The organism is Aureimonas sp. AU40 (assembly GCF_001463785.1).
Taxonomy (GTDB): Bacteria; Pseudomonadota; Alphaproteobacteria; order Rhizobiales; family Rhizobiaceae; genus Aureimonas.
Genome location: NZ_BBWL01000041.1, coordinates 385,496 through 412,206, shown reverse-complemented (window position 1 = coordinate 412,206; position 26,711 = coordinate 385,496). Strand labels below are relative to the sequence as shown.

24 protein-coding genes are annotated in these 26,711 nt (G+C 63.4%); 14 read left to right on the top strand and 10 right to left on the bottom strand.

Annotated elements, in window-relative coordinates:
* Positions 1-152: 152 nt before the first annotated feature.
* From AUL32_RS15460 to AUL32_RS15435, 6 genes are all read left to right on the top strand, one after another.
* Positions 153-1,580, top strand: coding sequence for a pyruvate dehydrogenase complex dihydrolipoamide acetyltransferase (locus AUL32_RS15460; protein ID WP_062116573.1), 1,428 nt, complete (start codon positions 153-155; stop codon positions 1,578-1,580).
* A 31-nt stretch (positions 1,581-1,611) separates the two neighbouring features.
* Entirely contained in the window at positions 1,612-2,247 is a 636-nt protein-coding gene (locus AUL32_RS15455) for an SGNH/GDSL hydrolase family protein (protein WP_062116570.1), read from the top strand.
* Between the two features lie 53 nt (positions 2,248-2,300).
* A complete protein-coding gene (lpdA, locus tag AUL32_RS15450) occupies positions 2,301-3,752 on the top strand; it encodes a dihydrolipoyl dehydrogenase (protein ID WP_061976110.1) in 1,452 nt (483 codons plus the stop codon).
* A gap of 121 nt (positions 3,753-3,873) precedes the next feature.
* On the top strand, positions 3,874-4,128 hold the full coding sequence (locus AUL32_RS15445) for a GlsB/YeaQ/YmgE family stress response membrane protein (protein WP_061976111.1): 255 nt from the start codon (positions 3,874-3,876) through the stop codon (positions 4,126-4,128).
* Positions 4,129-4,170: 42 nt separating this feature from the next.
* Positions 4,171-5,142, top strand: a complete 972-nt coding sequence (gene lipA / locus AUL32_RS15440; RefSeq protein WP_062116567.1) for a lipoyl synthase — start codon at positions 4,171-4,173, stop codon at positions 5,140-5,142.
* 4 nt (positions 5,143-5,146) lie between these two features.
* A complete protein-coding gene (locus AUL32_RS15435) occupies positions 5,147-5,611 on the top strand; it encodes a type II toxin-antitoxin system RatA family toxin (RefSeq protein WP_061976113.1) in 465 nt (154 codons plus the stop codon).
* Here the strand turns inward: AUL32_RS15435 and AUL32_RS15430 are convergent.
* Both AUL32_RS15430 and AUL32_RS15425 read right to left on the bottom strand, forming a co-directional pair.
* The gene (locus AUL32_RS15430) at positions 5,608-6,123 is read right to left on the bottom strand and encodes a CinA family protein (protein WP_062116564.1); all 516 of its coding nucleotides are present in this window, start codon (positions 6,121-6,123) and stop codon (positions 5,608-5,610) included. The two genes, AUL32_RS15435 and AUL32_RS15430, sit on opposite strands and share 4 nt — an antisense overlap.
* Entirely contained in the window at positions 6,120-7,322 is a 1,203-nt protein-coding gene (locus tag AUL32_RS15425; RefSeq protein WP_062116562.1) for a bifunctional 2-C-methyl-D-erythritol 4-phosphate cytidylyltransferase/2-C-methyl-D-erythritol 2,4-cyclodiphosphate synthase, read from the bottom strand. Before AUL32_RS15425 ends, AUL32_RS15430 begins: the two co-directional genes overlap by 4 nt.
* 151 nt (positions 7,323-7,473) lie before the next feature.
* Between AUL32_RS15425 and AUL32_RS15420 the strand changes: the two genes are divergently transcribed.
* The 8 genes from AUL32_RS15420 (at position 7,474) to hflX (ending at position 18,017) form a co-directional block, all read left to right on the top strand.
* Positions 7,474-8,541, top strand: a complete 1,068-nt coding sequence (locus tag AUL32_RS15420) for a tRNA dihydrouridine synthase (protein ID WP_082659712.1) — start codon at positions 7,474-7,476, stop codon at positions 8,539-8,541.
* 3 nt (positions 8,542-8,544) lie between these two features.
* On the top strand, positions 8,545-9,690 hold the full coding sequence (locus AUL32_RS15415; protein ID WP_061976116.1) for a two-component system sensor histidine kinase NtrB: 1,146 nt from the start codon (positions 8,545-8,547) through the stop codon (positions 9,688-9,690).
* Positions 9,690-11,138, top strand: coding sequence for a nitrogen regulation protein NR(I) (gene ntrC, locus AUL32_RS15410; RefSeq protein WP_061976117.1), 1,449 nt, complete (start codon positions 9,690-9,692; stop codon positions 11,136-11,138). Before AUL32_RS15415 ends, ntrC begins: the two co-directional genes overlap by 1 nt.
* 72 nt (positions 11,139-11,210) lie before the next feature.
* Complete coding sequence (locus AUL32_RS15405) at positions 11,211-13,463, top strand: sensor histidine kinase NtrY-like (protein WP_082659710.1); 2,253 nt, start codon at positions 11,211-11,213, stop codon at positions 13,461-13,463.
* Entirely contained in the window at positions 13,463-14,824 is a 1,362-nt protein-coding gene (gene ntrX, locus AUL32_RS15400; protein ID WP_062116559.1) for a nitrogen assimilation response regulator NtrX, read from the top strand. The genes AUL32_RS15405 and ntrX overlap by 1 nt, the downstream gene beginning before the upstream one ends.
* A 10-nt stretch (positions 14,825-14,834) precedes the next feature.
* Positions 14,835-16,211: a Trk system potassium transporter TrkA gene (gene trkA, locus AUL32_RS15395; protein WP_062116556.1), complete on the top strand. Its 1,377-nt coding sequence runs from the start codon at positions 14,835-14,837 to the stop codon at positions 16,209-16,211.
* Positions 16,212-16,389: 178 nt separating this feature from the next.
* Positions 16,390-16,641, top strand: coding sequence for an RNA chaperone Hfq (gene hfq / locus AUL32_RS15390; RefSeq protein ID WP_061976120.1), 252 nt, complete (start codon positions 16,390-16,392; stop codon positions 16,639-16,641).
* Between the two features lie 35 nt (positions 16,642-16,676).
* The gene (hflX, locus tag AUL32_RS15385; protein ID WP_062116895.1) at positions 16,677-18,017 is read left to right on the top strand and encodes a GTPase HflX; all 1,341 of its coding nucleotides are present in this window, start codon (positions 16,677-16,679) and stop codon (positions 18,015-18,017) included.
* 62 nt (positions 18,018-18,079) lie between these two features.
* On the opposite strand, the gene mazG is transcribed toward hflX, so the two are convergent.
* From mazG to AUL32_RS26290, 8 genes are all read right to left on the bottom strand, one after another.
* The gene (mazG, locus tag AUL32_RS15380; protein ID WP_062116892.1) at positions 18,080-18,961 is read right to left on the bottom strand and encodes a nucleoside triphosphate pyrophosphohydrolase; all 882 of its coding nucleotides are present in this window, start codon (positions 18,959-18,961) and stop codon (positions 18,080-18,082) included.
* 297 nt (positions 18,962-19,258) lie between these two features.
* Positions 19,259-20,068, bottom strand: a complete 810-nt coding sequence (locus AUL32_RS15375; RefSeq protein WP_062116553.1) for an MBL fold metallo-hydrolase — start codon at positions 20,066-20,068, stop codon at positions 19,259-19,261.
* 9 nt (positions 20,069-20,077) lie between these two features.
* The gene (locus AUL32_RS15370) at positions 20,078-20,875 is read right to left on the bottom strand and encodes a TatD family hydrolase (protein WP_062116549.1); all 798 of its coding nucleotides are present in this window, start codon (positions 20,873-20,875) and stop codon (positions 20,078-20,080) included.
* A complete protein-coding gene (metG, locus tag AUL32_RS15365; protein ID WP_062116546.1) occupies positions 20,875-22,422 on the bottom strand; it encodes a methionine--tRNA ligase in 1,548 nt (515 codons plus the stop codon). Before metG ends, AUL32_RS15370 begins: the two co-directional genes overlap by 1 nt.
* Positions 22,423-22,508: 86 nt before the next feature.
* Positions 22,509-23,558: a DNA polymerase III subunit delta' gene (locus tag AUL32_RS15360; RefSeq protein WP_062116543.1), complete on the bottom strand. Its 1,050-nt coding sequence runs from the start codon at positions 23,556-23,558 to the stop codon at positions 22,509-22,511.
* Positions 23,555-24,256 carry a dTMP kinase gene (tmk, locus tag AUL32_RS15355; RefSeq protein ID WP_062116541.1) on the bottom strand — a complete coding sequence of 234 codons (702 nt, stop codon included), beginning with the start codon at positions 24,254-24,256 and terminating at the stop codon, positions 23,555-23,557. The genes AUL32_RS15360 and tmk overlap by 4 nt, the downstream gene beginning before the upstream one ends.
* Positions 24,253-25,446: a D-alanyl-D-alanine carboxypeptidase family protein gene (locus tag AUL32_RS15350; protein WP_244497893.1), complete on the bottom strand. Its 1,194-nt coding sequence runs from the start codon at positions 25,444-25,446 to the stop codon at positions 24,253-24,255. The genes tmk and AUL32_RS15350 overlap by 4 nt, the downstream gene beginning before the upstream one ends.
* Positions 25,447-25,525: 79 nt before the next feature.
* Complete coding sequence (locus AUL32_RS26290; RefSeq protein ID WP_062116539.1) at positions 25,526-26,704, bottom strand: septal ring lytic transglycosylase RlpA family protein; 1,179 nt, start codon at positions 26,702-26,704, stop codon at positions 25,526-25,528.
* Positions 26,705-26,711: the final 7 nt, after the last annotated feature.

Sequence of the window (26,711 nt, the reverse complement as noted above, 5' to 3'; positions counted from 1 at the left end):
ATGATCGCGCACAACATTCCGGGGCGGCGCAGAGCGCCGCCTCGCCCAGCGTAAGATGCGGGCAGAGCGGGGCAGGGCCTTTCGCCGCCCGATGCCGCTCATTCTATGGATTCGATGCCCCGCCACGCGGGCGATTGAGGAGATCCGGGCCGATGCCGATCAACGTGACGATGCCGGCGCTCTCGCCGACCATGGAAGAAGGCAATCTCGCGAAGTGGCTGGTCAAGGAAGGCGATAAGGTTTCTTCGGGCGATGTGATCGCCGAGATCGAGACCGATAAGGCGACGATGGAAGTCGAAGCCGTCGATGAAGGCACGGTCGCCAAGATCCTCGTGCCCGCCGGTACTGAAGGCGTGAAAGTCAACGCGGTAATCGCGATTCTCGCCGCCGAAGGCGAAGACGCCTCAGCTGCCGCTTCCGGTGGTGGCGAATCCGCTAAGCCCACCGCCTCCGCGGCGCAGTCCGTCGCCAGTGATGATGCCGTGGTCGGCAAGCAGACCGACGCGGCTGATGCCGGCCAGCGTGGCTATGAGCGCGCGGCCGAGACCGCCTCGGCCAGCGAAGGCGGCAAGGGCAGCGCTGGCTCCGCCACGAGCGCCGGCAATGCGTCGGCCTCGGGCCGTGTTTTCGCGTCGCCGCTGGCGCGCCGGATTGCCAAGGAGCAGGGGGTCGATCTTTCGGGCGTCACGGGTTCAGGTCCGCATGGCCGCATCGTGAAGTCGGATATCGAGCGCGCCGCGCAGGAACCGAAATCGGCCAAGCCGCCGGAAGCCAAGGCCGCCCTGCAGGCAGCCACCGAGACTCAAACTGCCGCGCCGATCGCCAAGGCTTCGAACGACGACGCCATTCTCAAGCTATTCGCTGAAGGGTCCTACGAGAAAATCCCGCATGACGGGATGCGCAAGACCATCGCCAAGCGCTTGGTCGAGTCCAAGCAGACGGTGCCGCATTTCTATCTCTCGGTGGATTGCGAGCTCGACGCGCTCTTGGCGCTGCGCAAGCAGCTGAACAGCTCGGCACCGATGGTGAAGGGCGAAGCAGGCGAGCGCCCGGCCTACAAGCTTTCGGTCAACGACATGGTCATCAAGGCCATGGCCTGCGCGCTGAAGGCGGTGCCGGAGGCGAATGTTTCCTGGACGGAAAGCGCCATGCTGAAGCACAAGCACGCCGATGTCGGCGTCGCCGTGTCGATCGAAGGCGGCCTGATCACGCCGATCATTCGCCGCGCCGAGGAGAAAACGCTCTCCGTCATCTCCAACGAGATGAAGGACCTCGCCAAGCGCGCGCGCAGTCGCAAGCTGAAGCCCGAGGAATATCAAGGCGGCACGACGGCCGTTTCGAACCTCGGCATGTTCGGCATCAAGGACTTCTCAGCCGTCATCAACCCGCCGCATGCCACGATCCTTGCGGTCGGCGCGGGCGAGGAGCGGGCTGTCGTGAAGAGCGGTGCGGTGGCGATCGCCAATGTCATGACCGTGACGCTTTCGACCGACCATCGCGCGGTGGACGGCGCGCTCGGCGCCGAACTGATCTCGGCCTTCAAGCGGTTCATCGAAAACCCGATGAGCATGCTGGTCTGATCGGCAACCGGGTCGGGAAGGCGGGTCCAGCATGAAAACCATTCTGTGCTACGGCGACTCCCTGACCTGGGGCTACGACGCCGAAGGGCCGGGTCGCCATAGCCATGGCGACCGCTGGCCTTCGGTCGTCGCCGACCAATTGTCGGGCCGCGCTCGCATCATCCCGGAGGGATTGAACGGGCGCACCACGGCCTATGACGACCATCTGGCCCCAGCTGATCGCAACGGCGCGCGTGTGCTCCCCACGATGCTCGCCTCGCATGAGCCGATCGACATTGTTGTACTCGCGCTCGGTACGAACGATCTCAAGTCGCATACGGGAGGCGGCACGGCCTTTCAGGCGGCGGCAGGGGTTGGGCGCTTGATCTCCATCGTGCGGGAGTTCCGCTCAACGTTCGGCTTCGGCTGCCCGGAGATCGTGATCTTGTCGCCACCGGCCCTCGTTCCGACCGACAATCCTGACTTTCGAGACATGTTCGGCGGTGCGATCGCCGAGTCCCAGAAACTCAAGGCCGCCTATGCGCGGATCGCGCTGCAGGAGCGCTGCGCTCATGTTGCGGCGTCCGACCATTGCGCGGCGACGCCGCTCGACGGAGTCCATCTCGACGCAGACAACACAAGGTCTCTCGGTCTCGCAATCGCCTCCGCCTTGAAGACCCTCGTCTGATTTCCCAAGCGCCATCGGGCGCTTCACCCTTTCTCCATCAGGGAGCCGCTCCTATGGCCGACAGCTACGATATCCTCATCATCGGCGGTGGACCGGGCGGCTATGTCGCGGCGATCCGCGCCGCGCAGCTCGGCTTCAAGACCGCCGTGGTCGAGCGGGAGCACATGGGCGGCATCTGCCTGAACTGGGGCTGCATCCCGACCAAGGCGCTGCTGCGCTCGGCCGAGATCTTCCACTATGCCGAGCATGGCGAAAACTATGGCCTTAAGATCGAGAAGCCGAGCTTCGACATCTCGGCGGTCGTAAAGCGTTCGCGCGGCGTCTCGGCGCAGCTGAACGGCGGCGTCGCCATGCTGATGAAGAAGAACAAGATCGACATCATCTGGGGTCAGGCGAAGATCACGAAGGCCGGCAAGGGTGGCCCGGTCGAGATCGAGGTCGGCGAGCCGACCAAGCCAGCCGTGCAGCCGCAAAATCCGGTGCCCAAGGGCGCTCTCGGCCATGGCACCTATAAGGCGAAGCACGTCATCGTCGCGACCGGCGCGCGGCCGCGTGTCCTTCCCGGCATCGAGCCGGATGGGGATCGGATCTGGACCTATTTCGAGGCGATGAAGCCGGCTTCCATGCCGAAGTCGTTGATCGTCATGGGCTCGGGCGCGATCGGCATCGAGTTCGCCTCGTTCTACCGCACGATGGGCGCGGAAGTGACGGTGGTGGAACTGCTGCCGCAGATCCTCCCCGTGGAAGACGCCGAGATCGCCGCCGTTGCCCGGAAGCAGTTCGAGCGCCAAGGTCTGAAGATCCTCTCCGACGCCAAGGTCGCCAAGGTGACCAAGACCAGCGAAGGTGTCGAAGTCACGGTGGAGCAGGGTGGGAAGACGCAGGTCCTGAAAGCCGAGCGGCTGATTTCGGCGGTTGGCGTCCAGGGCAACACCGAAGGCCTCAATCTCGAAGGCGTCGGCGTTGTGGTCGAGCGCGGTCTCGTCAAGATCGACGCGGTCGGTCGGACGAATGTGGAAGGCGTCTATGCGATCGGCGACGTCGCAGGCGCGCCGATGCTGGCCCACAAGGCCGAGCACGAGGGCACGATCTGCGTCGAAGCGATCAAGGGTCTTCACGTTCACCCGATGAAGCGCGAGCAAATCCCCGGCTGCACCTACTGCCAGCCGCAGGTCGCATCCGTCGGCCTGACGGAGGCGAAGGCCAAGGAAGGCGGTCGGGAGATCAAGGTCGGCCGCTTCCGCTTCGTCGCCAATGGCAAGGCAATCGCACTCGGCGAGCCCGAGGGCATGGTGAAGACCATTTTCGACGCGAAGACCGGGGAGCTTCTCGGCGCTCACATGGTGGGTGCGGAAGTCACCGAACTGATCCAGGGTTTCGTGGTCGCCATGGGTCTCGAGACCACGGAAGAAGACCTGATGCACACGGTTTTCCCGCATCCGACCCTTTCGGAAATGATGCACGAGAGCGTTCTCGATGCTTATGGCCGCGTCATTCATATGTAAGCGGCTTAAAACTTCGGCTCCGGCACCATCCGGAGCCGACTTCCTACCTTGACCGGACATATTTTCGCCCATTTACCCCATGGGCGAGCCGAAGTGCCGCAGGTTTGGAAGGAGTTTTTGTATGAACGGCGTTGGAATTATCATGTCGATCATCCTCGGCGGTCTGGCCGGGTGGGTCGCCGAAAAGATCATGAAGGCCAATGTCGGCCTGCTGACCAACATCATCCTCGGCATCGTCGGTGCTCTGTTCCTGAACTTCATCCTGGGCCTGCTTGGGGTCTACACGGCGCCTTCGCTTATCGTTCAGTTCATCGTCGCCATTGTCGGCGCCTGCATCCTGATCTTCCTCTGGCGCGCGATCCGCGGCCGGGCCTAAGGTCTCGTTGCGTCCCGAGGTGGCCTGTCTTAAATAGGGCTCATGGTCACCGTTCTCGACACGCGCAAAGTGGCCGAGGCTTCGCCTCGGCCACGTCATCCTGAAAAGGCCCACCGTCCCGATACGGAGGTGTTGCCGAAGCCGGACTGGATCCGGGTCAAGGCGCCCGTCTCGCCCGGCTATTTCGAGACCCGGGAGATCGTCAAATCCAGCAAGCTGGTGACGGTTTGCGAAGAGGCCGGCTGCCCGAATATCGGCGGCTGCTGGGAAAAGAAACACGCGACCTTCATGATCATGGGCGGGATCTGCACTCGCGCCTGCTCCTTCTGCAATGTTGCGACGGGTCTTCCCCACGCACTGGACGCTGGGGAACCTGCGAGCGTCGCTCGCGCGGTCGCCCAGATGGGCCTGACCCATGTCGTCATCACCTCGGTGGATCGGGACGATCTTCCCGATGGCGGCGCCGAGCATTTCGTCCAGACCATTCGCGCCATTCGCGCCACTGCTCCTGGAACGACGATCGAAATCCTGACGCCGGACTTCCTCCGCAAGCCAGGCGCGTTGGAGCGCGTGGTCGAAGCGCGGCCCGATGTCTTCAACCACAATCTGGAAACCGTGCCGCGAAACTACCTGACCGTTCGGCCGGGCGCGCGTTACTTCCATTCGATTCGACTTCTGCAGCGGGTCAAGGAATTGGATCCAACGATCTTCACGAAGTCCGGCATCATGGTCGGGCTTGGCGAGGAGCGGAACGAGATCCTGCAGCTCATGGACGATCTGCGCACGGCCGACGTGGACTTCATGACGATCGGCCAATATCTCCAGCCGACCCGCAAGCATCATCCCGTGATCCGCTACGTGACGCCGGAGGAGTTCAACTCCTACGAGACGGTCGGCCGCACCAAGGGCTTTCTCCTTGTTGCCTCCAGCCCGCTGACGCGGTCCTCCTTCCATGCGGGCGAGGATTTCGACAAGCTGAAGGCGGCGCGTCTGGCAAAGCAGGCTGCAGCCTAAATCGATGCCGAAGTTCGAAAGCAGCCGCCTCGTCAAGCATACGCCGGGTCAGATGTTTGATCTGGTCGCGGATGTCGAGCGCTATCCCGATTTCCTTCCGCTGTGCCAACGCCTCGTGGTCCGCTCCCGCAAGGAGCGGGACGGCAAGACGTTGCTGATTGCCGACATGACGGTGGCCTACAAGCTGGTCAGGGAGACCTTCACGTCCCAGGTTCTGCTGAAACCGGCCGAGCTGGAAATCGACGTTAAATATGTCGATGGACCCTTCCGCTATTTGGAGAACCGTTGGTTCTTCAAGCCGCATGCCAATGGCTGCGAGGTCGTGTTCTTCATCGACTATGAATTCAAGAGCCGAACGCTAGGCCTTCTGATGGGCTCGATGTTCGACTTCGCCTTCCGCCGTTTCTCCACCGCCTTCGAGGAACGGGCGGATCGAATCTACGCGCCGGAACGGGTCGCGGAAGCTTAGTCGCCGACTTGACGCGGCGCGTTCTGGAGCAGGGCGCTTTCGATCAATTCGAGCGCGACGCGCACGGACTCGTACCGGACGTTGTCGCGGCCGAGAGCGCCGAAGCGCATTTCTCGATGCTCGACGCCGCGTTCGCTGGCGAGGCCGAAATGCACGAGGCCCACTGGCTTGGCCTCGGTCCAACCGCCGGGACCAGCGATGCCCGTGACCGACACGGCGATGTCCACCTTGGCGCGAGACCTCGCTCCCCCCGCCATCTCCAGCGCGATGGCCTGCGACACCGCACCATGGGTCGCCAAGCTCTCACCGGACACGCCGAGCAAATCCTGCTTGGCGCCATTCGAGTAAGTCACGAAGCCTCGGTCGAAAACGACCGAAGAGCCTTCGATCGCCGTCAGCGCGGCTGCGACGAGACCGCCCGTGCAGGATTCCGCCGTGGCCAGGGTGAGTCCATGCTGCCGCGCGAGTTCGACGATCCGGCGCGCCTGAGCGAGGATGCCGTCCTCAGTCATCGCGCACTCTCCGCATCTCCATAGACGACGCTGGTCGTAGCGATGGCTGCAATGCCTTCGCGCCGGCCGATGAAGCCCAGCATTTCGTTGGTGGTGGCCTTGATCGAGATGCGCTCGGGCTCGAGCCCAGTCATCTCGCCGATCGCCGCCACCATAGCGGCGCGATGCGGGCCGACTTTCGGGGCCTCTGCAATCAGCGTCACGTCGACATTGCAGATGCGGCCGCCCTTCTCTCGAACGAGCTCCACCGCGTGCCGAACGAACAGGCTTGATGCCGCCCCTTTCCACTGCGGGTCGCTCGGCGGGAAATGCGTGCCGATGTCGCCGGCGCCGCATGTGGCCAAAAGCGCATCAGTCAGAGCGTGCAGCCCCACATCGGCATCGGAATGGCCAAGCAGCGTCTGATCATGGGCGATGCGCACGCCGCAAAGCGTGACATGGTCGCCCTCCACGAGCTGGTGTACGTCGTAGCCATTGCCGGTTCTTACATCGATCATGCGCGAAGCGCTCCTCAGCTTGGTGTCGGCGGCAGTGATATCTTCGGCCAGCGTCAGCTTCACGTTGCGCATCTCCCCGGGAACGAGCGCGACGGGATGGCCTCGCCATTCGAAAAGCGACGCATCGTCCGTGAAGGCCTGAGCGGTTTCGCGCGTCGCCGCTTCATGCGCCTGGAGAATAAGGTTGAAGGGGAAGCCCTGCGGGGTCTGCGCGGCGAAGAGATTCTTGCGATCCACCGTGTCGGCAATGAAGCCGCCATCGCCCATGCGCTTGATCGTGTCGGTCACCGGAGCGGAGGGAATGGCGCCAGAGCTTCGAGACACAGCGTCCAACACGTCGTCGATCACACGGCTGGACACAAAGGGGCGCACGCCGTCATGGATCAGGACTGCCTCAGGCGCCGCAGCTCGCAAGGCCTCCAACCCTTTCAGGACGGAAGCTTGGCGCGTGATGCTACCGGGGACAAGCCTGATCCGATCGCCAAAGCAAGACAGGCATGCGTTCGCGCGCTCGACGTCGTCGGGGTGGATGAGGACAACAATGGTCTGAAAGGCGTGGTCGCGCAGGAAGGCCTCGACCGTCCATTGCAAGACTGGCCGCCCGCCGATGCGGCGGTACTGCTTCGGCCCTTCCTCCGATTGACCCGCGCGTTCCCCACGCCCGGCGGCCACGATTACCACGGCCGTCTTACTCTGGTGCATTCCGGTTCCCCTGACACCGGATCGGCTTATCGCAGCCCGGACACGTTGCAAAGGCAAAGCCCAATTCGCATACGTGCAGTGCAACAATATTGGAGCATCACGGCTGTCAGATGCTTGTCTTTTGAGCATGCCCGGATATGGTACAAGCGCCATGATGGAAAACGCGTCAAACACAGTTTTTGCCGATATTAGCGGCGATTCGAGCGAGGTGCGGCCGCAGGACCTTCTGTGGAGTGGAGCCTCTCCGGCGACGCGCGTTCTTCTCGCCCCGCTGTCGGGCATCACCGACGTGCCGTTTCGAAGCCTCGTCCGCTCTTTTGGGACGAAGCTTGTTTTCTCCGAGATGGTGGCCAGCGGCGAATTGCTGAAAGGCGACAGCGAAAGCCGACTTCGAATGAGCACCGACGGCACCGGCTGTCATTCCGTTCAACTGGCTGGCCGCGAGGCGAACGCAATGCGCGATGCCGCTCGTTTCGTTGCGGGCGAAGGCGCCGATCTTATAGATATCAATATGGGCTGCCCCGCCAAGAAGGTCGTGGGCGGCGCGTCGGGTTCGGCGCTCATGCGCGATCTCGACCATGCGCTGCGCCTGATCGAGGCAACGCTGGAGGGCGCGGGGCGCGTGCCCGTCAGCCTGAAGATGCGGCTCGGGTGGGATCGCAGCAGCCTCAATGCGCCTGACCTCGCTCTTCGCGCCGAGCGCGCCGGGATCGCTTGGGTAACGGTGCATGGCCGCACGCGAGATCAGTTCTATGAAGGCGAGGCGGACTGGTCGGCCATCCGGGCGGTGAAGGACGTGGTGAGCATTCCTGTAATCGCGAACGGCGACCTGACGGAGCGCGCCCAGCATGGCTCGATGCTTCGGCTGAGTGGCGCGGACGCCGTTATGGTCGGGCGAGGGGCCTGCGGCCGCCCTTGGTTTCCCGCGCTTCTTTCGGGCTCAGCCCCCAGCGATCTCACCACGCGCTCCTTCGGTGATCTCGTCGCCGGTCATTACGAAGCGATGCTCGCGCATTACGGCATCCAGGCCGGGCTTCGGCATGCCCGAAAGCATCTCGGCTGGTATCTCGATCGCGCGCGGACGCCGGGCGAGCGGAAGGCGCCGCTTTTGCGCGAGGCCGACCATCGCCGTGTCGCCTCGGACCTCCGAACCCTTCTTGACGGCATGACGATCGGCGACGTCGATTCGGAATTGCAGACCCTGCGGAAAGCGGCCTGACCCATGACTTCGAGCGTTGAGCCGTCCTTCTCAAGCGGCGAGATGGGGATTCTCAATGCCCTGCCGCATCCCGTGTTCGTGTTGGGACCGGAAAACGAGTTCGCCTCCGTCAATTCGGACGCCGAGCAGTTCTTTTCTGCGAGCGCGGCCAGCCTTGCGCGCAAGACGCTGGGGCACTTCATTCCGCATGACAGCCCGATCTTCGGCCTGATCGAGCAGGTTCGTCTGCACGATTCGCGCATCAGCGAGTATCGCGTCGACGTGTCCTCGCCCCGGCTCGGGGGCGAGCGGCTGGTGGATGTCTACGTCTCCAGCCTGGCCGAGGCGCCGGGCCATGTCGTGGTCATGGTCCAGCTTCGCTCGATCGCCGACAAGATGGACCGCCAGCTGACCCACCGCTCTGCGGCGCGCACCGTCACCGGGCTGGCGGCCATGCTGGCTCATGAAATCCGCAATCCCTTGTCCGGCATCAAGGGCGCCGCGCAGCTTCTGGAAGCCTCCGCCAACGACGACGACCGCGTACTGACCCGGCTGATACAGGAAGAGAGCGACCGGATCGTGAAGCTCGTGGACCGGATGGAGGTCTTCTCCGACCAGCGTCCGATCGAGCGCTCGGCCGTCAACATCCATTCCGTGCTGGAACATGTGAAGACGCTCGCCAAAAGCGGGTTCGCGCGTGGCATCCGCATTCAGGAAACCTACGACCCTTCGCTGCCGCCGGTCTTCGCTAACCGGGACCAGCTCATTCAGGTCTTCCTCAATCTCCTGAAGAACGCGAGCGAGGCGCTGGCCGGCCGGGAGGATGGCGAGATTCGCTTGTCCACCGCGTTCCGCCCCGGCGTGCGACTGTCCGTGCCGGGCACGAAGTCGCGCGTGACGCTGCCGCTCGAATTCATCGTGGAAGACAATGGGGTCGGCGTTCCCCAGGATATCCGCGAACACATCTTCGACCCGTTCGTGACCACCAAGCCCAGCGGCACCGGGCTGGGGCTCGCGTTGGTCGCCAAGATCGTCGGCGATCATGGCGGGGTCATCGAATGTGAATCCCAGCCCGGCCATACCAGCTTTCGGATCCTGATGCCCGCCTGGGCCGATCCGACGAGCCCTGACACCACCTCGCATCGGAACACGGGGAAACGGACGCGATAATGGCTACTTCCCAAATCCTTGTCGCAGATGACGATGCCGCGATCCGCACAGTGATCTCGCAGGCGCTGATGCGCGCCGGATTCGAGGTCCGCGTGACATCGAACATCGCAACGCTCTGGCGCTGGGTCAGCGCGGGCGATGGCGATCTTGTCATCACCGATGTGCTGATGCCGGACGGCAGCGTCTTCGACACCTTGCCGAAGATGAAGAATACGCGGCCGGACCTGCCGGTGATCGTCATGAGCGCGCAGAACACGTTCATGACGGCGATCAAGGCGTCGGAGAAGGGCGCCTACGATTATATCCCGAAGCCCTTCGACCTGACGGAGCTGATTTCGATCGTCCGCCGTGCGCTGGCCGAGCCGAAGAACCCGGCCCGCCTCGCCAATGCGGACGAGAATGGGGAGACCATTCCGCTGGTTGGCCGCTCGCCGGCCATGCAAGAAATCTACCGCGCGCTGGCGCGTATGATGCAGACCGATCTGACCGTGACGATCACAGGTGAGTCGGGAACCGGCAAGGAACTCGTCGCGCGCGCGCTGCACGACTACGGGCGTCGGCGGAAGGGGCCCTTTGTCGCCATCAACATGGCGGCCATTCCGCGCGACCTGATCGAATCCGAGCTTTTTGGCCATGAGAAGGGCGCCTTCACCGGCGCGCAGACCCGCACCAGCGGCCGCTTCGAGCAGGCCGAGGGGGGGACGCTTTTCCTCGACGAGATCGGCGACATGCCGATGGAGGCGCAGACCCGGCTGCTGCGCGTCCTCCAGCAGGGCGAATACACCGTCGTCGGCGGTCGCACGCCGATCGCGACCGATGTGCGGATCGTGGCGGCCACGAACAAGGACCTGCGTCAGCTAATCCAGCGCGGTCTGTTCCGCGAGGATCTGTTCTACCGACTGAATGTCGTGCCGCTCCGCCTGCCGCCCTTGCGCGAGCGGATCGAGGACCTTGTCGATCTGACTAACCATTTCTTCACGGTGGTGCAGAAGGAAGGCTTGGCGCGAAAGACGCTGACGCCCGGCGCGCTCGACGTCATGCGCCGCTACTCCTGGCCCGGCAACGTTCGCGAGTTGGAAAACCTCGTTCGCCGCCTCTGCGCGCTTTATCCGCAGGACGAGATCACCGCCGAACTGATCGACCACGAACTCTCCAACGACCACGCCAAGTCACTGGGCGGTGATGGCGACGGTAGCAAGCCGATCGATCTTTCGGCTTCGGTCGAGAAATATCTCGCCGACTACTTCTCCTCCTACGGCAACGATCTTCCGCCGCCGGGCCTACACGGACGCATCCTGCGTGAAGTGGAATATCCACTCATCGCCGCCGCGCTTGCAGCGACGCGCGGCAATCAGGTAAAAGCGGCTGATCTCTTGGGCGTGAACCGCAACACGCTTCGCAAGAAGATCCGAGATCTCGATATTTCGATCGTTCGGTCTATCCGTTAAAAAGCCATCAAATTTAGTTGCATTTCGGCCACATTGCGTTGCAATCGTGTCACTTCCGTATATGGTAGTGGCATGATGGCAACCTACACTGTTCCGAATGAAAGCGAGGCTCCGACGTTCGGCGAGCGGCGGCGCTTCATGCTCATTCCCGGCATTCTGGCCGTTGCTGGCGCTTTGATCACCGGGGCGATTTCCTTCGTGGTCCTCATGGGCCTGACATCGATCGCGCCGACCGACACGGTCGTGCGGATCGCGTCGCTGGTGAACGGGGTCTTCGTTCTGCTCCTCTGCGGCCTGATCGGCCGCGAGGTCGTGCGGATGACCAAGGCCCGGCGCAACGGCAAGGCCGCCTCGCGCCTTCATGTGCGTATCGTCATCCTGTTTTCGATCGTTGCGGCCATCCCGGCGCTGCTGGTCGCCATCGTCGCCGGCATCACGCTCGACCTTGGCCTCGATCGCTGGTTCGAAATCCGCACGCGGACGATCGTGGAATCGTCGACCAGCGTCGCGCGAGCTTATGTCAATGAGAACGCCCGCAATCTGCAGGGCTCGACGCTTTCCATGGCCTACGACCTCGGGGCGCAGCGCCAGCTGTTCGATCTCGACCGCACCGGCTTCGGCGCACTGATGACGGAGCAGGCGAGGGGCCGCTCGCTTCTGGGCGCACAGCTTCTTCGCGCCGATGGAACGCCGTTCCTCCGCGCAGACGTTCCGGTTGAGCGCCCGCTTCCGGTCCCGCCCGCCGACGCTCTGGAACAGGCCGCGCAGGGCAATCTCGTCTTCATTCCGCCCGGCGTCACCAATCTCGTCGGCGCGGTGACGAAGCTGCGCGATTTCAACGACGTCTATCTCTACACCGTGCGCGTCGTGGACCCCGACGTGATCGCGGCGCTTCGGCTTATGGAGGAGCGCACGGCCGAATATTCCGGGCTGGAGAAGAACCGCTTCAACCTCCAGATCGCCTTCGCTCTCCTTTATCTCGGCATCACGCTGATCGTTCTCTTGTCCGCCATTTGGACCGGCATCGGCGTCGCCGACAGGCTGGTACGGCCGATCCGGCTTCTGATCGGCGCTGCCGACGAGGTCAGCGAGGGCAATCTCGATGTATCCGTTCCCGTGCGTGCGTCGGACGGCGATGTCGGTTCCCTGTCCAACACGTTCAACAACATGATCCGCCAGCTGGGCAGCCAGCGTTCAGAACTCATCCGCGCCAAGGATGTGATCGATGAGCGCCGTCGGTTCACCGAGGCCGTTCTGTCGGGCGTGACGGCGGGCGTGATCGGCGTCGACACCGACGGGTCGATCAGCATGCTGAACCCGTCCGCCGAGCGCATTCTAGGCACGGTGGCGGAAGAGGCCGTCGGTGTCACCCTGGCAGCCCGCTTCCCGTTGATCGACAGCGTCTACGAGGCCGCTAAGCATTCGCGCCATCGCGAACATCAGGAACAGATACAGCTTCGGGCTCGCGACCGTGAGCGCGTCCTGACCATTCGCGTGACGTCCGAGGAAAGCGGCGAGGGCAACCAGCGCAGCGTCATCACAATCGACGACATCACCGATCTCGTAGACGCGCAGCGCTCCTCCGCCTGGGCGGACGTCGCTCGGCGCATCGCTCACGAGATCAAGAATCCGCTAACGCCGATCCAGCTTTCCGCCGAGCGCATTCGCCGCCGTTATGGCAAGACGATCGAAGGCGACCGCGAGGTGTTCGATCGCTGCATCGACACGATCATCCGCCAGGTGTCGGATATCGGACGCATGGTGGACGAGTTCTCCACTTTCGCTCGGATGCCCAAGCCCAAGCTGGAGGACAAGGACCTGCGCGAGGCGCTGCGCGAGGCCGTCTTCATGCGCGAGATGGGAGAGCACGGCGTCCGGTTCGAAAACCAGTTCGGAGACGCGCCGCTGCTCGGCTCCTTCGACGTGCGACTTCTCTCCCAGGCCTTCGGCAATCTCGTGAAGAACGCCGTCGAGGCCATGGAAACCCTGGAGAACCATGCCGGGCACATTGCCATCCGCGCGACCCCCGGTTCGGAAAGTCACGTCATCGAGATCGAAGACAACGGAAAAGGCTTCCCTCAGGAGAATCGAGATCGCCTTCTCGAGCCCTATATGACGACGCGGGAAAAGGGCACCGGGCTTGGCCTGGCCATCGTCCGCAAGATCATTGAGGAGCACGGCGGAACGATCGAGCTCGAAGATCCACCGGACGGACGGCCGGGAGCCCTGGTTCGCATCCGGCTTCCCGCCTCGGCCCAATCGCATCCTTTCGAGCAGACCGCCAACGCTGGTCTCCCATCCAATCAGACACATGGTGAACACTGATGGCATCGGACATTCTGGTCGTTGACGACGAAGCCGACATTCGCGAACTCGTGGCCGGCATTCTGGAAGACGAAGGACACGAGACCCGCACCGCGAGCAATTCGGACATGGCGCTGCAGGCGATCGCAGACCGCGCGCCGCGGCTGATCTTCCTGGACATCTGGCTACAGGGGAGCCGGCTCGACGGTTTGGACGTACTGGACGCCATCAAAACCCAGCATCCCGAGATCCCGGTCGTGATGATTTCCGGACACGGCAATATCGAGACGGCCGTTTCGGCCATTCGCCGTGGCGCCTACGACTATATCGAAAAGCCTTTCAAGGCCGACCGCCTCGTGCTCGTGGCCGAGCGCGCGCTGGAGACATCGAAGCTCAAGCGCGAGGTGTTGGAACTGCGCCGTCGCTCGTCCGACTCGCCCGATCTTCTCGGCAAGTCGCAGCCCATGAACCAGCTGCGCCAGACGATCGAACGCGTCTCGCCGACCAACAGCCGCATCATGATCCTCGGCCCGTCTGGATCGGGCAAGGAAATGGTCGCCCGCGCGATCCACGGCGCCAGTGCCCGCGCCAAGGGTCCGTTCGTCGTACTCAACGCCGCCGCGATCACGCCCGAGCGCATGGAGATCGAGCTGTTCGGCACGGACACCCCGCCCGGCGTCGAGCGCAAGATCGGCGCGCTGGAGGAGGCCCACGGCGGCGTCCTTTATCTCGACGAGATCGGCGACATGCCACGTGAAACGCAGAACAAGATCCTGCGGGTGCTGACCGACCAGACCTTCGAACGCGTCGGCGGGACGAAGAAGGTGAAGGTCGATGTTCGCATCATCTCTTCGACGGCGCAAAACTTGGAATCGCTGATCGCGGAGGGTTCGTTCCGCGAGGATCTGTTCCATCGCCTCGCCGTGGTGCCAATCATGGTGCCGCCGCTGGCGGACCGCCGCGCCGACATTCCGCTCCTGATCGACGCCTTCATGAAGCAGATCGGCGAACAGACCGGCATCAAGCCGAAGGCGCTCAGCCCCGAGGCGCTGGCCGTCCTTCAGTCGAGCGACTGGCCGGGCAACATTCGCCAGCTGCGCAACAATATCGAGCGGCTGATGATCCTGTCGCGGCAGGACGATGCCGAGCACATCTCCGCCGACATGTTGCCACGCGAGGTCGGCGACATGCTGCCGCGCACACCCAGTCAGTCGGACGGGCGCATTCTGGCGCTGCCTTTGCGCGACGCGCGCGAAGTATTCGAGAAGGAATATCTCGTCGCGCAGATCAACCGGTTCGGTGGCAACATCTCGCGAACGGCGGAATTCGTCGGCATGGAGCGGTCTGCGCTCCATCGTAAGCTGAAGTCCCTCGGCATCTAAGGCCGACTGCATGCGGATCGTCATTTGCGGTGCCGGGCAGGTGGGCTACGGCATCGCCGAACGCCTAGCCGCCGAGCAGAACGACGTGTCGGTCATCGACACGTCGCCTGCGCTGGTGAACGCGCTGCGCGAGCGGATCGACGCGCGCGGCATCGTAGGCAATGGTGCGTATCCCGAAGTGCTGGCCGAGGCGGGCGCGGCCGAGGCGGACATGCTGATCGCGGTGACCTTGCACGACGAGGTCAACATGATCGCGTGCCAGGTCGCCCATTCCATCTTCAACGTACCCTTGAAGATCGCCCGTATCCGCGCGCAGTCCTATCTCCAGCCGCATTGGCAGACCTTGTTCGCCACGGACCAGTTGCCGATCGACGTCGTGATCTCGCCGGAGATCGAGGTCGCGGAAATGGTCATGCGGCGGATCGCGCTGCCGGGCGCGGTGGACTCCGTCCGATTCGCCAGCGGCACAATCGCGCTTCTCGCCATCGAATGCCGCGACGAATGCCCTATCCTCAATATGCCGCTAGGCCAATTGTCGGCGCTGTTTCCAGATCTCGGCGCTACCGTGGTCGGCATCTTTCGCGACGCCGACCTTTTCATTCCGAACTCGGCCGATCAGCTCTATGCCAACGACCTCGCGTATGTCGTCGTGGAGCAGACCAATGTCGCGCGAACATTGGCGCTGTTCGGGCACGAGGAGCCGGAAGCCGGGCGGATCGTGATTGCGGGCGGCGGCAATGTCGGCCTTGCGGTCGCCCGCGCCATGGAGCGACAGAAGACATCCAAGCGTCTCCGCGTGATCGAGCCTGACATCCTGAAGGCCAGCAAACTGGCCGACGAGCTTCGCCGTACCACCGTCCTCAACGGCAGCGCGCTCGATCCCGCGATACTGAAGGAAGCCGATATCGGCGAGGCCGATCTCATGGTCGCTCTCACCAACGACGATCAGGTCAATATCTTGTCCGGCGCGCTGGCCAAGCGGCTCGGCGCCAAGTCCAATCTCGTTCTGCTGAACGGGCGAACCTATCATGAGCTGTCACGAAGCTTCGGCGTCGATTCGGTGATTGATCCAAAGTCCGTAACCATTTCTCGCGTGCTGCAGCATGTCCGCCGCGGCCGCATCCGGGCTGTTCATTCCGTCCAGAACGGCGTGGCGGAGGTGATCGAGGTCGAGGCCCTGGACACGTCGCCTCTGGTCGGGCGCCCGCTACATGAGTTGAATTTGCCCGACGGCCTGCGCATCGGCGCCATTTCGCGCAACGGCATCTTCATCCGGCCCAATGCCCAGACCCGCATCCAGGCGCGGGATCATGTCGTGATCTTCGTTCGGTCCACGGCGGTGCGCCAAGTCGAGCAGTTCTTCCGGGTGAGCCTGGAGTTCTTTTGACGCACCAGCGATTTTATCGGACCAATCGATGAGACCGCTCACGTCATCGGCTTGAAACGAATCGTGGGAATGGTCGACACTGTGACACGGGGCGGCAAGCTCGCGCCCGCCGTCGAATAACAAGCACGTCCCGATGCACCAACGTGTCGGGCAAGCCAAGAAGAGTGACTGATTTCCCATGGCCGAGCGCCTTCCCAACCTGCAGGACCTGTTCCTCAACGCGGTCCGCAAACAGAAGATTTCCCTCACGATTTTCCTCGTGAACGGCGTCAAGCTGACCGGCGTCGTGACGTCCTTCGACAATTTTTGCGTGCTGCTTCGACGCGATGGGCACTCGCAACTTGTCTACAAGCACGCCATATCTACGATCATGCCGTCGCAGCCGGTCAATATGAACGACGGTGGGGAAGAAGGCGGGAAGTCTGATTGACTGAATTCGACAAGGCGTCCGGTTCCAAGGGACCGATCGAACACAAGCAGGTCGCGACTAGGGCAGGGGTGTTCGTCCCCGTTCTTCGAGAGCGTTCGCGCGCAGAAGAAGGGGCAGATCTAGTCCGGCGAGCCGACGAGGATCGCCTGATCGAGGCCGAAGGTCTTGCCGCCGCGATCGACCTTCATGTCGTCGCGCGCGGGATCATTTCCGTCTCGAAGGCCCAGCCGGCGACCCTGATCGGGTCCGGTAAGGTGGAAGAGCTGAAGGGTCTGGTGGCGGCCGAGGAAATCGGCCTCGTCATCGTGGACCATCCGCTGACGCCGGTGCAGCAGCGCAATCTCGAAAAGGAACTCAACGCAAAGGTGCTGGACCGCACCGGCTTGATCCTGGAAATCTTTGGGCGGCGCGCGCGAACCAAGGAAGGCCGGCTTCAAGTCGAACTGGCGCATCTCAACTACCAGCGCGGCCGGCTTGTTCGCAGTTGGACCCACTTGGAGCGACAGCGCGGTGGCGCGGGCTTCCTCGGTGGTCCCGGCGAAACCCAGATCGAAGCGGATCGGCGGCAGTTGCAGGACAAGATCAAGCGCTTGGAAAAGGAACTGGATCAGGTTCGGAAGACCCGCACTCTCCATCGCGCCAAGCGCAAGAAGACGCCCCATCCCGTGATCGCGCTGGTCGGCTACACCAATGCCGGCAAATCGACGCTCTTCAATACGGTGACGGGCGCCGATGTCCTGGCCAAGGATCTGCTCTTCGCTACGCTCGACCCGACCTTGCGGCGCATCACGCTGCCGCATGGAACGGAAGTGATCATGTCGGACACGGTGGGGTTCATCTCCGATCTTCCCACGCATCTCGTGGCCGCCTTCCGCGCAACGCTGGAAGAGGTGATCGAAGCCGATATCATCCTGCATGTGCGGGACATGTCGGATCCCGACAGTCTGGCCCAGTCCGCCGATGTCAACAAGATCCTGAAGGATCTCGACGTCGATGTGGACGACCCCGATCACGTCATCGAAGTCTGGAACAAGATCGACAGGCTGGACGAGTCGGCCCGTGTGCATCTGGCCCAGACCGCGGCGTCCAACGCCAAGGGTCCTTCGATCCATCTGGCCTCGGCATTGACCGGTGAGGGTGTCGATGCGCTGCTCGCAGAGATCGAGCGTCGCATCGCCGGCAAGGCGGAGTTGTTGGAACTCGACGTTCCCTCCGACAGCATGACGGTTCTGCCCTGGGTCTACGAGAACTCGATCGTGCGCGAACGCGAGGATCTCGAAGACGGCGGCGTGCATCTCGTTTTGGACGTGACACGTCAGGCGCGGTTCGACCTCCAGCGGCTCGGCTCCCGTTATCCCAACCTTCGGATCGACTGATTTCGGGCGGAGTCGAGCGGTCGCGTATCATCTGATGCGCGACCGCTCGACATTTCAACGCTTCAGCCGATGATACTCTCGGCTTCCGGCTGCGACGAGCGCTTGGCTCGCACCCACAGCGCTTCCAGTTCGTCCAGGGGCAGGTCCGCGAGGCGGAGGCTCTGACTATCCGCCGCGACCTCCATCAGTCGGAAACGATCGCGGAACTTCGCAACAGTTCCTCTAAGCGCCGAGTCCGGGTCGATCTCGTAGCGCCGCCCGAGATTGACGAGCGTGAACAGGAGATCTCCCAGCTCGTCGCTCCGCTCCTGGCCTGTGGACGCCGCTTCGAACTCCGCCGTTTCCTCGCGTAGCTTGGCAATGATCGGTTCTGGTGTCGTCCAGTCGAAGCCGACGGTCGCGGCCTTTTCCTGCAGCTTCCTGGCCAGCGTCAGCGCCGGCAGGGCGCCAGGCACCGTGTCGAGAAGACTTGTTGCGGCCTCGTTCCGGCCCGACCATTCCGAGCGCTCGGCCGTACCATCCAACTCGGCACGCAGGCGGGCAGCGCGAGCCTCGGCGCGCTCGCGCTTTTCCTCGGCCTTGATGCGCTCCCATTGTCCCTTAGCGGAGCGCGCGTTGCGCGCATCGGCATCCCCGAAGACATGCGGATGACGCCGGATCATCTTGCGCGTGATGCCTTCGACCACGTCCTCGAAATCGAAGAGACCGGCCTCGGCAGCGAGCTGGCTGTAGTAGACGACCTGAAGCAGGAGGTCGCCCAGTTCTTCCTTGAGATCGTCCGGGTCACGGCGCTCGATCGCGTCCACGACCTCAAACGTTTCCTCGATCGTATAGGGAATGATCGTGTCGAAGCTCTGCTCGAGATCCCATGGGCAACCCGTGTCCGGGGCACGCAGGGCACTCATGATCTCCACCAAGCGCTTCATGTCTCGCGACGGCTGCATCTCAAACTCCATCGGCCGATCCGTGCGTCGGTCTGAACGCGGGACCGATGTCGGTCAAGTGAGGATCGTCGCCTACGATCGAAGGACAGGGGACGGACAGACAGAGATGTCCACAATCCCTCTCTTATCATCACCACACTTAATCCTCATAATATGGATTATGGAACACGATAAGTGCTGACGGTTATTGATGCCTGGCCTGTGAGACCAGTCTATAGTTCGAGGAACGAACGTGCGGAGAAGTTGGAAAAGCGCGTCGATCCACTCGTCCTTTTGCAGGACGAAGCGTCCTGACGCTCAGCCGAGATCGAACTCGATTTGCAGGCCGTCATAGGCGGGCGCGACATGGTCGGGAAGCGTGCGCAGCAGCGTCTGGTAGTCCAGCGGCGTGTGCATATGAGTTAGAACGGCGCGCGGCACACGGAACCGAGCGATCCAGTCGAGCGCCTGTTCGAGCGAGAGATGGCTGGGATGACGCCGATACTGGAGAGCATCGATGACGAGCAGCTCCACTCCCTCGATGGCGCTCTGCGCGCTTTTTGGAAAGTCGCTGACGTCGCTGCAATAAGCGATGGGCCCGACACGGAACCCGAGCGATAGGATCGAACCATGATCCTGCTCGAACGGCAGGAATTCGATCGGGCCGCCGGCACCGTCGATACGGATGGGCTCCAACGGCGTAATCGGCAGTCGCCGAACGATCGGCGGATACGCGCTGCCGGGCGGCGTCTGGAAGCAGTAACCGAAGGCCTCCCGCAGGCGGACATAGGTCGCGTCATCTGCGTAGAGATCGATCTCTCGGCCCGTCTCTAGAAAGAAGCCGCGAATGTCGTCCAGGCCATGGAAATGGTCGGCATGGGGGTGCGTCACCAGGACGGCGTCGAGATGCCGTACGCTTTCTCGAAGCATCTGCTCGCGAAAGTCCGGGCCGCAATCGATCACCACGATGGTCCGCCCGTCACGTCCGATCCGCTCGATCATGGCCGAGCACCGGCCGCGCCGGTTGCGCGCCTCGTTCGGGTCGCAGGCGCCCCAATCCCCCGTGATGCGCGGCGTCCCTGGCGAACTGCCGCATCCCAGGATGGTGAGGCGCAAGCGATCGGTCACGCAGCCTCCTTACGCGGCGCCGCCGGGGACGCGGCTGAACAGGCGGAAGAAATTGTCGGTCGTGGCGGCGGCGATCGTATCGAGATCGACATCCTTAACCTTGGCGAGCGCTTCGGCCGTATGACGGACGAAGGCCGGCTCATTGCGCTTGCCGCGATGGGGCGGCGGCGCAAGGAACGGCGCATCCGTTTCGACCAGCAGCCGCTCCATCGGCACGCCCCGCGCGATGGAGCGGATCTCCTCCGACTTGTTGAAGGTCAGGATACCGGAGAAGGACACATAGCCGCCGAGTTCCACCCCGGCTTCCGCCAGCCGTCGGCCGGACGAGAAGCAATGGAGGATGAAGGGAAAGGCTCCTAGGCGCGTCTGCTCGCTCAGGATGGCCTCGATATCGGCATCGGCGTCGCGCGCATGGATGACGAGCGGCAGCCCGGTCTCGCGAGCCGCCTCGATATGGCGAATGAAGACCGGCTTCTGAACTTCGGGCGGCGCGCGGTCGTAGAAATAGTCGAGCCCTGCCTCGCCGATCGCCACGATCTTCGGGTTTCGGCTGAGGCGAACGATCTCCTCGGTCGGAACGTCCGGCTCGGCTGCAGCGCTCAGCGGATGCGTGCCGACCGAAGCATAGACTTGAGCGAATCGCTCGGTCAGTCGCAACAGATTGGGCAGCTTGGAAGTGTAGGTCGAGATCGTCACCATCAACCCAACACCGTTCTCGCCCGCTCGTGCCACGATGGCGTCGAGGTCGGGCTCGAACTCCGGGAAGTCGAGATGACAATGGCTGTCGACTAGATAGGGCCGCGTCATCACGCGTTGCCCGCTTCCGGCTCGACGAAGCGCGGGAAGACGCCGGCGGGCGCCGGCAGCTCGCGCCCGGCCGGCAGGACCGTGCCGTGATCCAGCGATGCAAAGCTTCGCTCGTCAGTGCCCACGGCCAGAAGATCGAGCAGCTTGCCACAGGACTCAGGCATGACCGGCTGAAGCAGGATAGCGACGCGGCGAACGACCTCGGCGGTCACATAGAGAACGGTTCCCATCCGAGCCGGATCGGTCTTGCGCAGCACCCATGGCTCCTGAGCCGCGAAATAGCGGTTCGTCTCGGACACGGTGGCGACGATCGTCGCCAGCATGGAATGCAGCTCCTGCCGATCGATCGAGGCGCGGCACAGCTGCAGGAGCTGGCCGCTCTGGTTGAGAATGGCGTGATCGGCCTCGGTGAAGTCGAGCGGCTCGGGCACCCTGCCCTCGCAGTTCTTGGCTATCATCGACAGCGAGCGCTGTGCCAGATTGCCGAGATCGTTCGCGAGCTCGGAATTCATCCGGGCGACGATCGCGTCGTGCGAGTAATTGCCGTCCTGGCCGAAGGGCACCTCGCGCAGGAGGAAGTAGCGGAAGGGATCGAGCCCGTAGACATCGACCAGCGCGATCGGATCGATCACGTTGCCGACCGACTTCGACATCTTCTCTCCGCGATTGAAGAGGAAGCCATGGACGAAGATGCGCTTGGGCAGTTCGATCCCGGCCGACAGCAGAAAGGCCGGCCAATAGACCGCGTGGAAGCGGACGATGTCCTTGCCGATGACATGGAGATCGGCCGGCCAGAAGCGATTGCGCTCGCCCGCATCGGGAAAGCCGGTCGCAGTCAGGTAGTTGGTGAGCGCATCGACCCAGACATACATGACATGCCGCTCGTCGCCGGGAACGGGAATGCCCCAGTCGAAGGTCGTGCGGGAGATCGACAGGTCGCGAAGGCCGGACTTGACGAAGGAGACGATCTCGTTGCGCCGCTCGGCCGGCCCGATGAAGTCGGGATGCGCCTCGTAATGGGCAAGCAGGCGCTCACCGAACTGCGACAGGCGGAAGAAATAGCTCTCTTCCTCCACCCACTCGACCGGCGTGCCCTGGGGACCCAAGCGCTTGCCGTCCTCAGCCAGCCGGGTTTCGTCCTCCGCGTAATAGGCCTCGTCGCGAACGGAGTACCAGCCGGCATAGGAGCTCTTGTAAATGTCGCCGGCCTCGACCATCCGGGTCCAGATCGCCTGGCTCGCCTTGCGATGGCGCTCTTCGGTGGTGCGGATGAAATCGTCGTTTGAGCTGCCGACGCGCCGACCCATCTCCTGGAATTCGCCGGAGTTTCGGGTTGCCAGTTCGATCGGCTCGATGCCAAGGTTTCGCGCGGTCTGCAGCATCTTGATGCCGTGTTCGTCCGTCCCGGTGAGGAACAGGACGTCGTAGCCATCCAGCCTTTTGAACCGGGCGATCGTGTCGGTGGCTATCAGCTCGTAGGCATGGCCGATATGCGGGCGCCCGTTGGGATAAGAGATCGCGGTGGTCAGATAGAAGGTCTCAGCCATATCGATCGTCTTGCCTGCAGGAATCGGTCAACTCTGGCCGCAATAAACCATCCCGTGCCGCCCCTCAACAAAGCGATCGCAATCGTTCAGCGGTTCTTCTCCCGAACGGCAGCCAGACCCGAGGCGAAGGTGATGAGCGTCTGCTTACGATCGAGGTTGAAGGCCGCCGCGTCCTGCCATCGGCCCGTCTCGCTTCGCCAGAATTCGGCAAGCGCCGCCCCCAAGCGCTGATCCCCCGTCGTGACCGCCCGGCGCGCGTCCTGGGCCAAGCGATCGAACAAGCCATCGCGCACCAATCCCCAGGCTTCCTCGCGGCCCTTCTGGGACAGACTATCGGCCAAGGCGTGGACATGACGCCAGTCGGTCCGCCCCGCGCCGTAGACCTTATCCACCTCCTGCATGATCTCCAGGCCGCCCGACACGATCTGATGATAGGCCGAGCGCAGGCTGCCGCCGGAAAGCTTCGCGGCCGCGGTGATCGAGGAGGCGTCCTGTTCGGGAAAACTCGCGGCAAGACCGCGCGCGACAGCCTCAGCGGACAGCGGCGAGAAGCGGAGTGTTCTGGCACGCGAGCGGATCGTCGGAAGAAGCCGGCCCGGCATGTGGTTGACGATCAAGAAGATCGAACGCTCCGGCGGCTCCTCCAGGATCTTCAGAAGCGCATTTGCAGCGTTGCGGTTCATGTCGTCGGCGGGGTCGATCAGGGCCACACGCCAGTTGTCGGCCGCCGTGCTTCGGAAGAAGTGATTGAGGCGACGAACTTCATCGACGGTGATCTGCGTCCGAAAGCCTTCGCCCCGATCCATCGGCGGACGGCGGATATGCAAAAAATTGGGGTGGCTGCCCTGCGCCATCTGGCGAAGGACGGGATGGTCCTCGTGGAAACTCGGCTCGCCATGAGCCTGATCTACGAGAACACCTTCGCCGCCGATCAGACGGCGTGCGAAGGAATAGGCCGTGGTCGCCTTGCCAGTGCCTTCCGGCCCTTGGAACAACCAGGCATGATGCAACCGTCCGTCCGTCAGAGCCGACTGGAGTTCGCCCCACTCGGCGGCCCGACCCAGAAGCGTGATCCGCTCTGCCGGAGTGGGGATGTCAGCGATGTCGTCATGTCCCGCGACGATGGTCAGCGTCATGGCGATGGCTTCCCAAGCTGTTGGGGAAAGCTCTGCTTCCCAACAAGTCGTTCCATGACGATCCGCCGAATCTCTGCTTCGATCACATCGGCTTCGCGCGCGGCATCCACCACCACGCAGCGGCTCGGCTCCGAGGCGGCGATCCGCAGGAAGGCCTTCCGCCTTTGCTCGTGTAGAGCGACGGGCTCGCTTTCGAACCGATCGGCGGCGTCCTGGCCTCGCCGGGTGGCCGCGCGTTGCAGACCCTGCTCGGCCGGAATGTCGAGAATCAGCGTCAGATCAGGGACGACCCCTTCCAACGTCGCGGCCTCCATCACGGCCAGCGTCTCGGGCGGAACGCCGCCGACGCTGCCCTGATAGACCCGGGTCGAATCATGGAACCGGTCACAGAGCACGATCTCGCCGCGCAGAAGAGCCGGCAGGATCACGCCCTCGATATGGTCGCGCCGCCCAGCGGCGAACAGCAGGGCCTCCGTTTCGCCGCCGAGGTCGCGGGCGCGACCGGACAGGAGGATCTGCCGGAGCGCATCGGCGGCCGGTGTCCCGCCAGGTTCGCGCGTCGTGCAGACCTCATGCCCCTGCTCTCGCAGGAATGAGGCCAAACGAGCGATCTGCGTTGTCTTGCCGCTTCCCTCGCCCCCCTCGAAAGTGAGAAAGAAGCTGGCGCTTGGATCGGTGATGGGGGTGGCTTCTTTCATAGGCTGCGGATCCAGCCGAAAGCCAGTTCCTGGATCGCACCCGCTGCGCGGGCGGCGAACGTACCTTCCGACACGTCCTCTCCGACGAAGACGTCGCGCTGCAAAGCGGGCTTTCCCTCGATCGTCACGTTCAACGTGCCGATCCGATCGCCTTTGCGCAGAGGCGCCTGTAACGGGCCGTCATATCGGACGTCCGCCGCAACGAGGTCGGTGCGTTTGCGCGGGACGTAGAGCTCCACACTGCCATCGACCACCGCCGAAACTTGGCCGGCCGTTCCGCCGAAGACCTGCGCCTGACCCACTGCCTGACCAGTCGCGAAAATTGTGCGCCGCTCGAAATTTGCGTTGGTCCAGTCGAACAGGCGCACCGTCTCCTTGGTTCGCGCCGCGTCGCTTTCGAAACCGAAGAGCGAGAGAACGGTCTGACGACCATCCTTCCCGATCACCCCGACGATCGAATAGCCCTCGCCGTCGGTGAAGCCGGTCGCCAGCCCAGTTGCACCGATGCCGAGGCGCAGCAGCGGGTTGCGATTGCGTTGTAGAATGCGGTTCCACTCGAATTCCGGCTCGGCGTAGAGCACCGCCTGCTCGGGATAGGCCGAGACGATATGACGGCCGAGAAGTGCCATGTCTCGCGCCGAAACGGCCTGCCCCTCGGCCGGCAGACCCGTCGCGTTCACGAAGCGGGAGGCTGTGAGGCCGAGCTCGGTGACGCGCCGGTTCATGTGCTCGGCGAAGGCGCGCTCCGAACCGTCCAGACCTTCCGCGAGAATAATCGCGGCATCGTTGGCGCCCTGAATTGCCAAGCCCTTCAACAGCGCGTCCACCGGCACGTTGGAGCGCACGGCGGCGAACATCGTGGAGGTCCGGGACGGTGCCCCGCCGGTGCGCCAGGCATGGTCGCTGACCGGATAAGTCGTTTGGGGCTCGATGGCGCCCTTGGCCAGCGCGTCCAGAGCGATGTCGGCAGTCATCAGCTTCGCGAGCGAGGCCGGCGCGAAGCCCTGATCGCCGTTTTTCTCCAGAAGAATGCTGCCGGTTTCGACATCCAGGACATAGGCGCTGCGCGCCGCCGTGTCGGTAAAGAACGGAGCGTCCGGCCCTTGGGCCTGCGCGGGACCGTTCGCAGCCGCGAGCATGCCGGCGGCAAGCAGAGACGCCGCCAACGCTCGATAGATCGGCTCGGGCATACACCTCAAGGAGTCGAGGGGCATGGAAGCGAACGGCGTGGAGGAACGATCGCAGCAGGCGAATGCAATCCCCTGCAGCTCACTCGTCCCGCAGGGCGAAGGCATCCTTGAAACCGGCAGACCAAAGGCGGCGCAGACCGACATCGATGCTCTGCCCCTCGGCCACCACCAGCGCGAAGGACGATCCTTCCGCGCTCTTCTGCTCGACAATCTCGCCATAGCCAGCCGCCGCGTTCTCAAGCGCCATCAGTTGGGAGATATGATCGACCCGACCGATTTCGATACGGTTGCTGGGCGCATCATTCTGCGCGATCGCGGCAATCGCCCGCATCGCGTCGGACGACAGACCGAGCGACTTGGCGTAGGACATCGTGATCTTCGGCATGGACACGCCCGGCGGCGTCGCGGCGTCGTACGTGTCGATGAGGTCCTCGATCGAGGACGGCTTGGGCGCGCTCTTCGCCACCGCCTTGGGGACCGGACGCACCAGAGGCTTGGTCGCGACCTCTGCCGGCTGTTCCTGCCTGCGCGGACTGAAGGCTGCGCTAAGAAAGGACGGCCAAACCGACTCGCTCTTTGAGGCCACCATGACGCCAGACGAGAGCCCGGCATCCTCCGGCTTCACGGTACCAGGATGGTACGAGGCCATGAGAACCTTGGTGTCGTCGCCTTCCAGCGGGGCCCGGCCGACATATTCGACCTTCACGTCGGCGATGCCATCCTGCTGGAAGCCCAAAAGCTGGGCCGCGCGCGAAGAGACATCCATCACCCGATCATGGACATAGGGGCCGCGATCGTTCACGCGCACCATGACGGAGGCGCCGGTCTTCCGGTTGGTCACGCGGGCGTAGGACGGCAGGGGGAAGGTCGGATGCGCGGCCGACAGATGATACATGTCGTATATTTCGCCATTGGCCGTCAGACGGCCATGGAAATTCGCGCCGTACCAGGAAGCCGTGCCGGACTTCACGTAGCCCGGCTCTTCCTTGGGATAGTACCATTTGCCCTTCACCATGTAGGGCTTGCCGGTCTGATCGCGGCCGCCGCCTTTGGGCACGGTCTTGGAGCGCGTCATGCGCGGGCTCGCCTTCACGCCGAAGATGCTCGAACTGAAGATTGGCGCGTCGTCTTCCGGCGCCAGTTCCTCATGGGTCGAAGACGAGGTCGACTGACAGGCCGACAGGGTCAAGCCGACAACGCAGACCGTCGAGACGAGCAGGACCTTCCGGCCGCGACACGTGGCTTCGGTTTTGATCATCAAAACT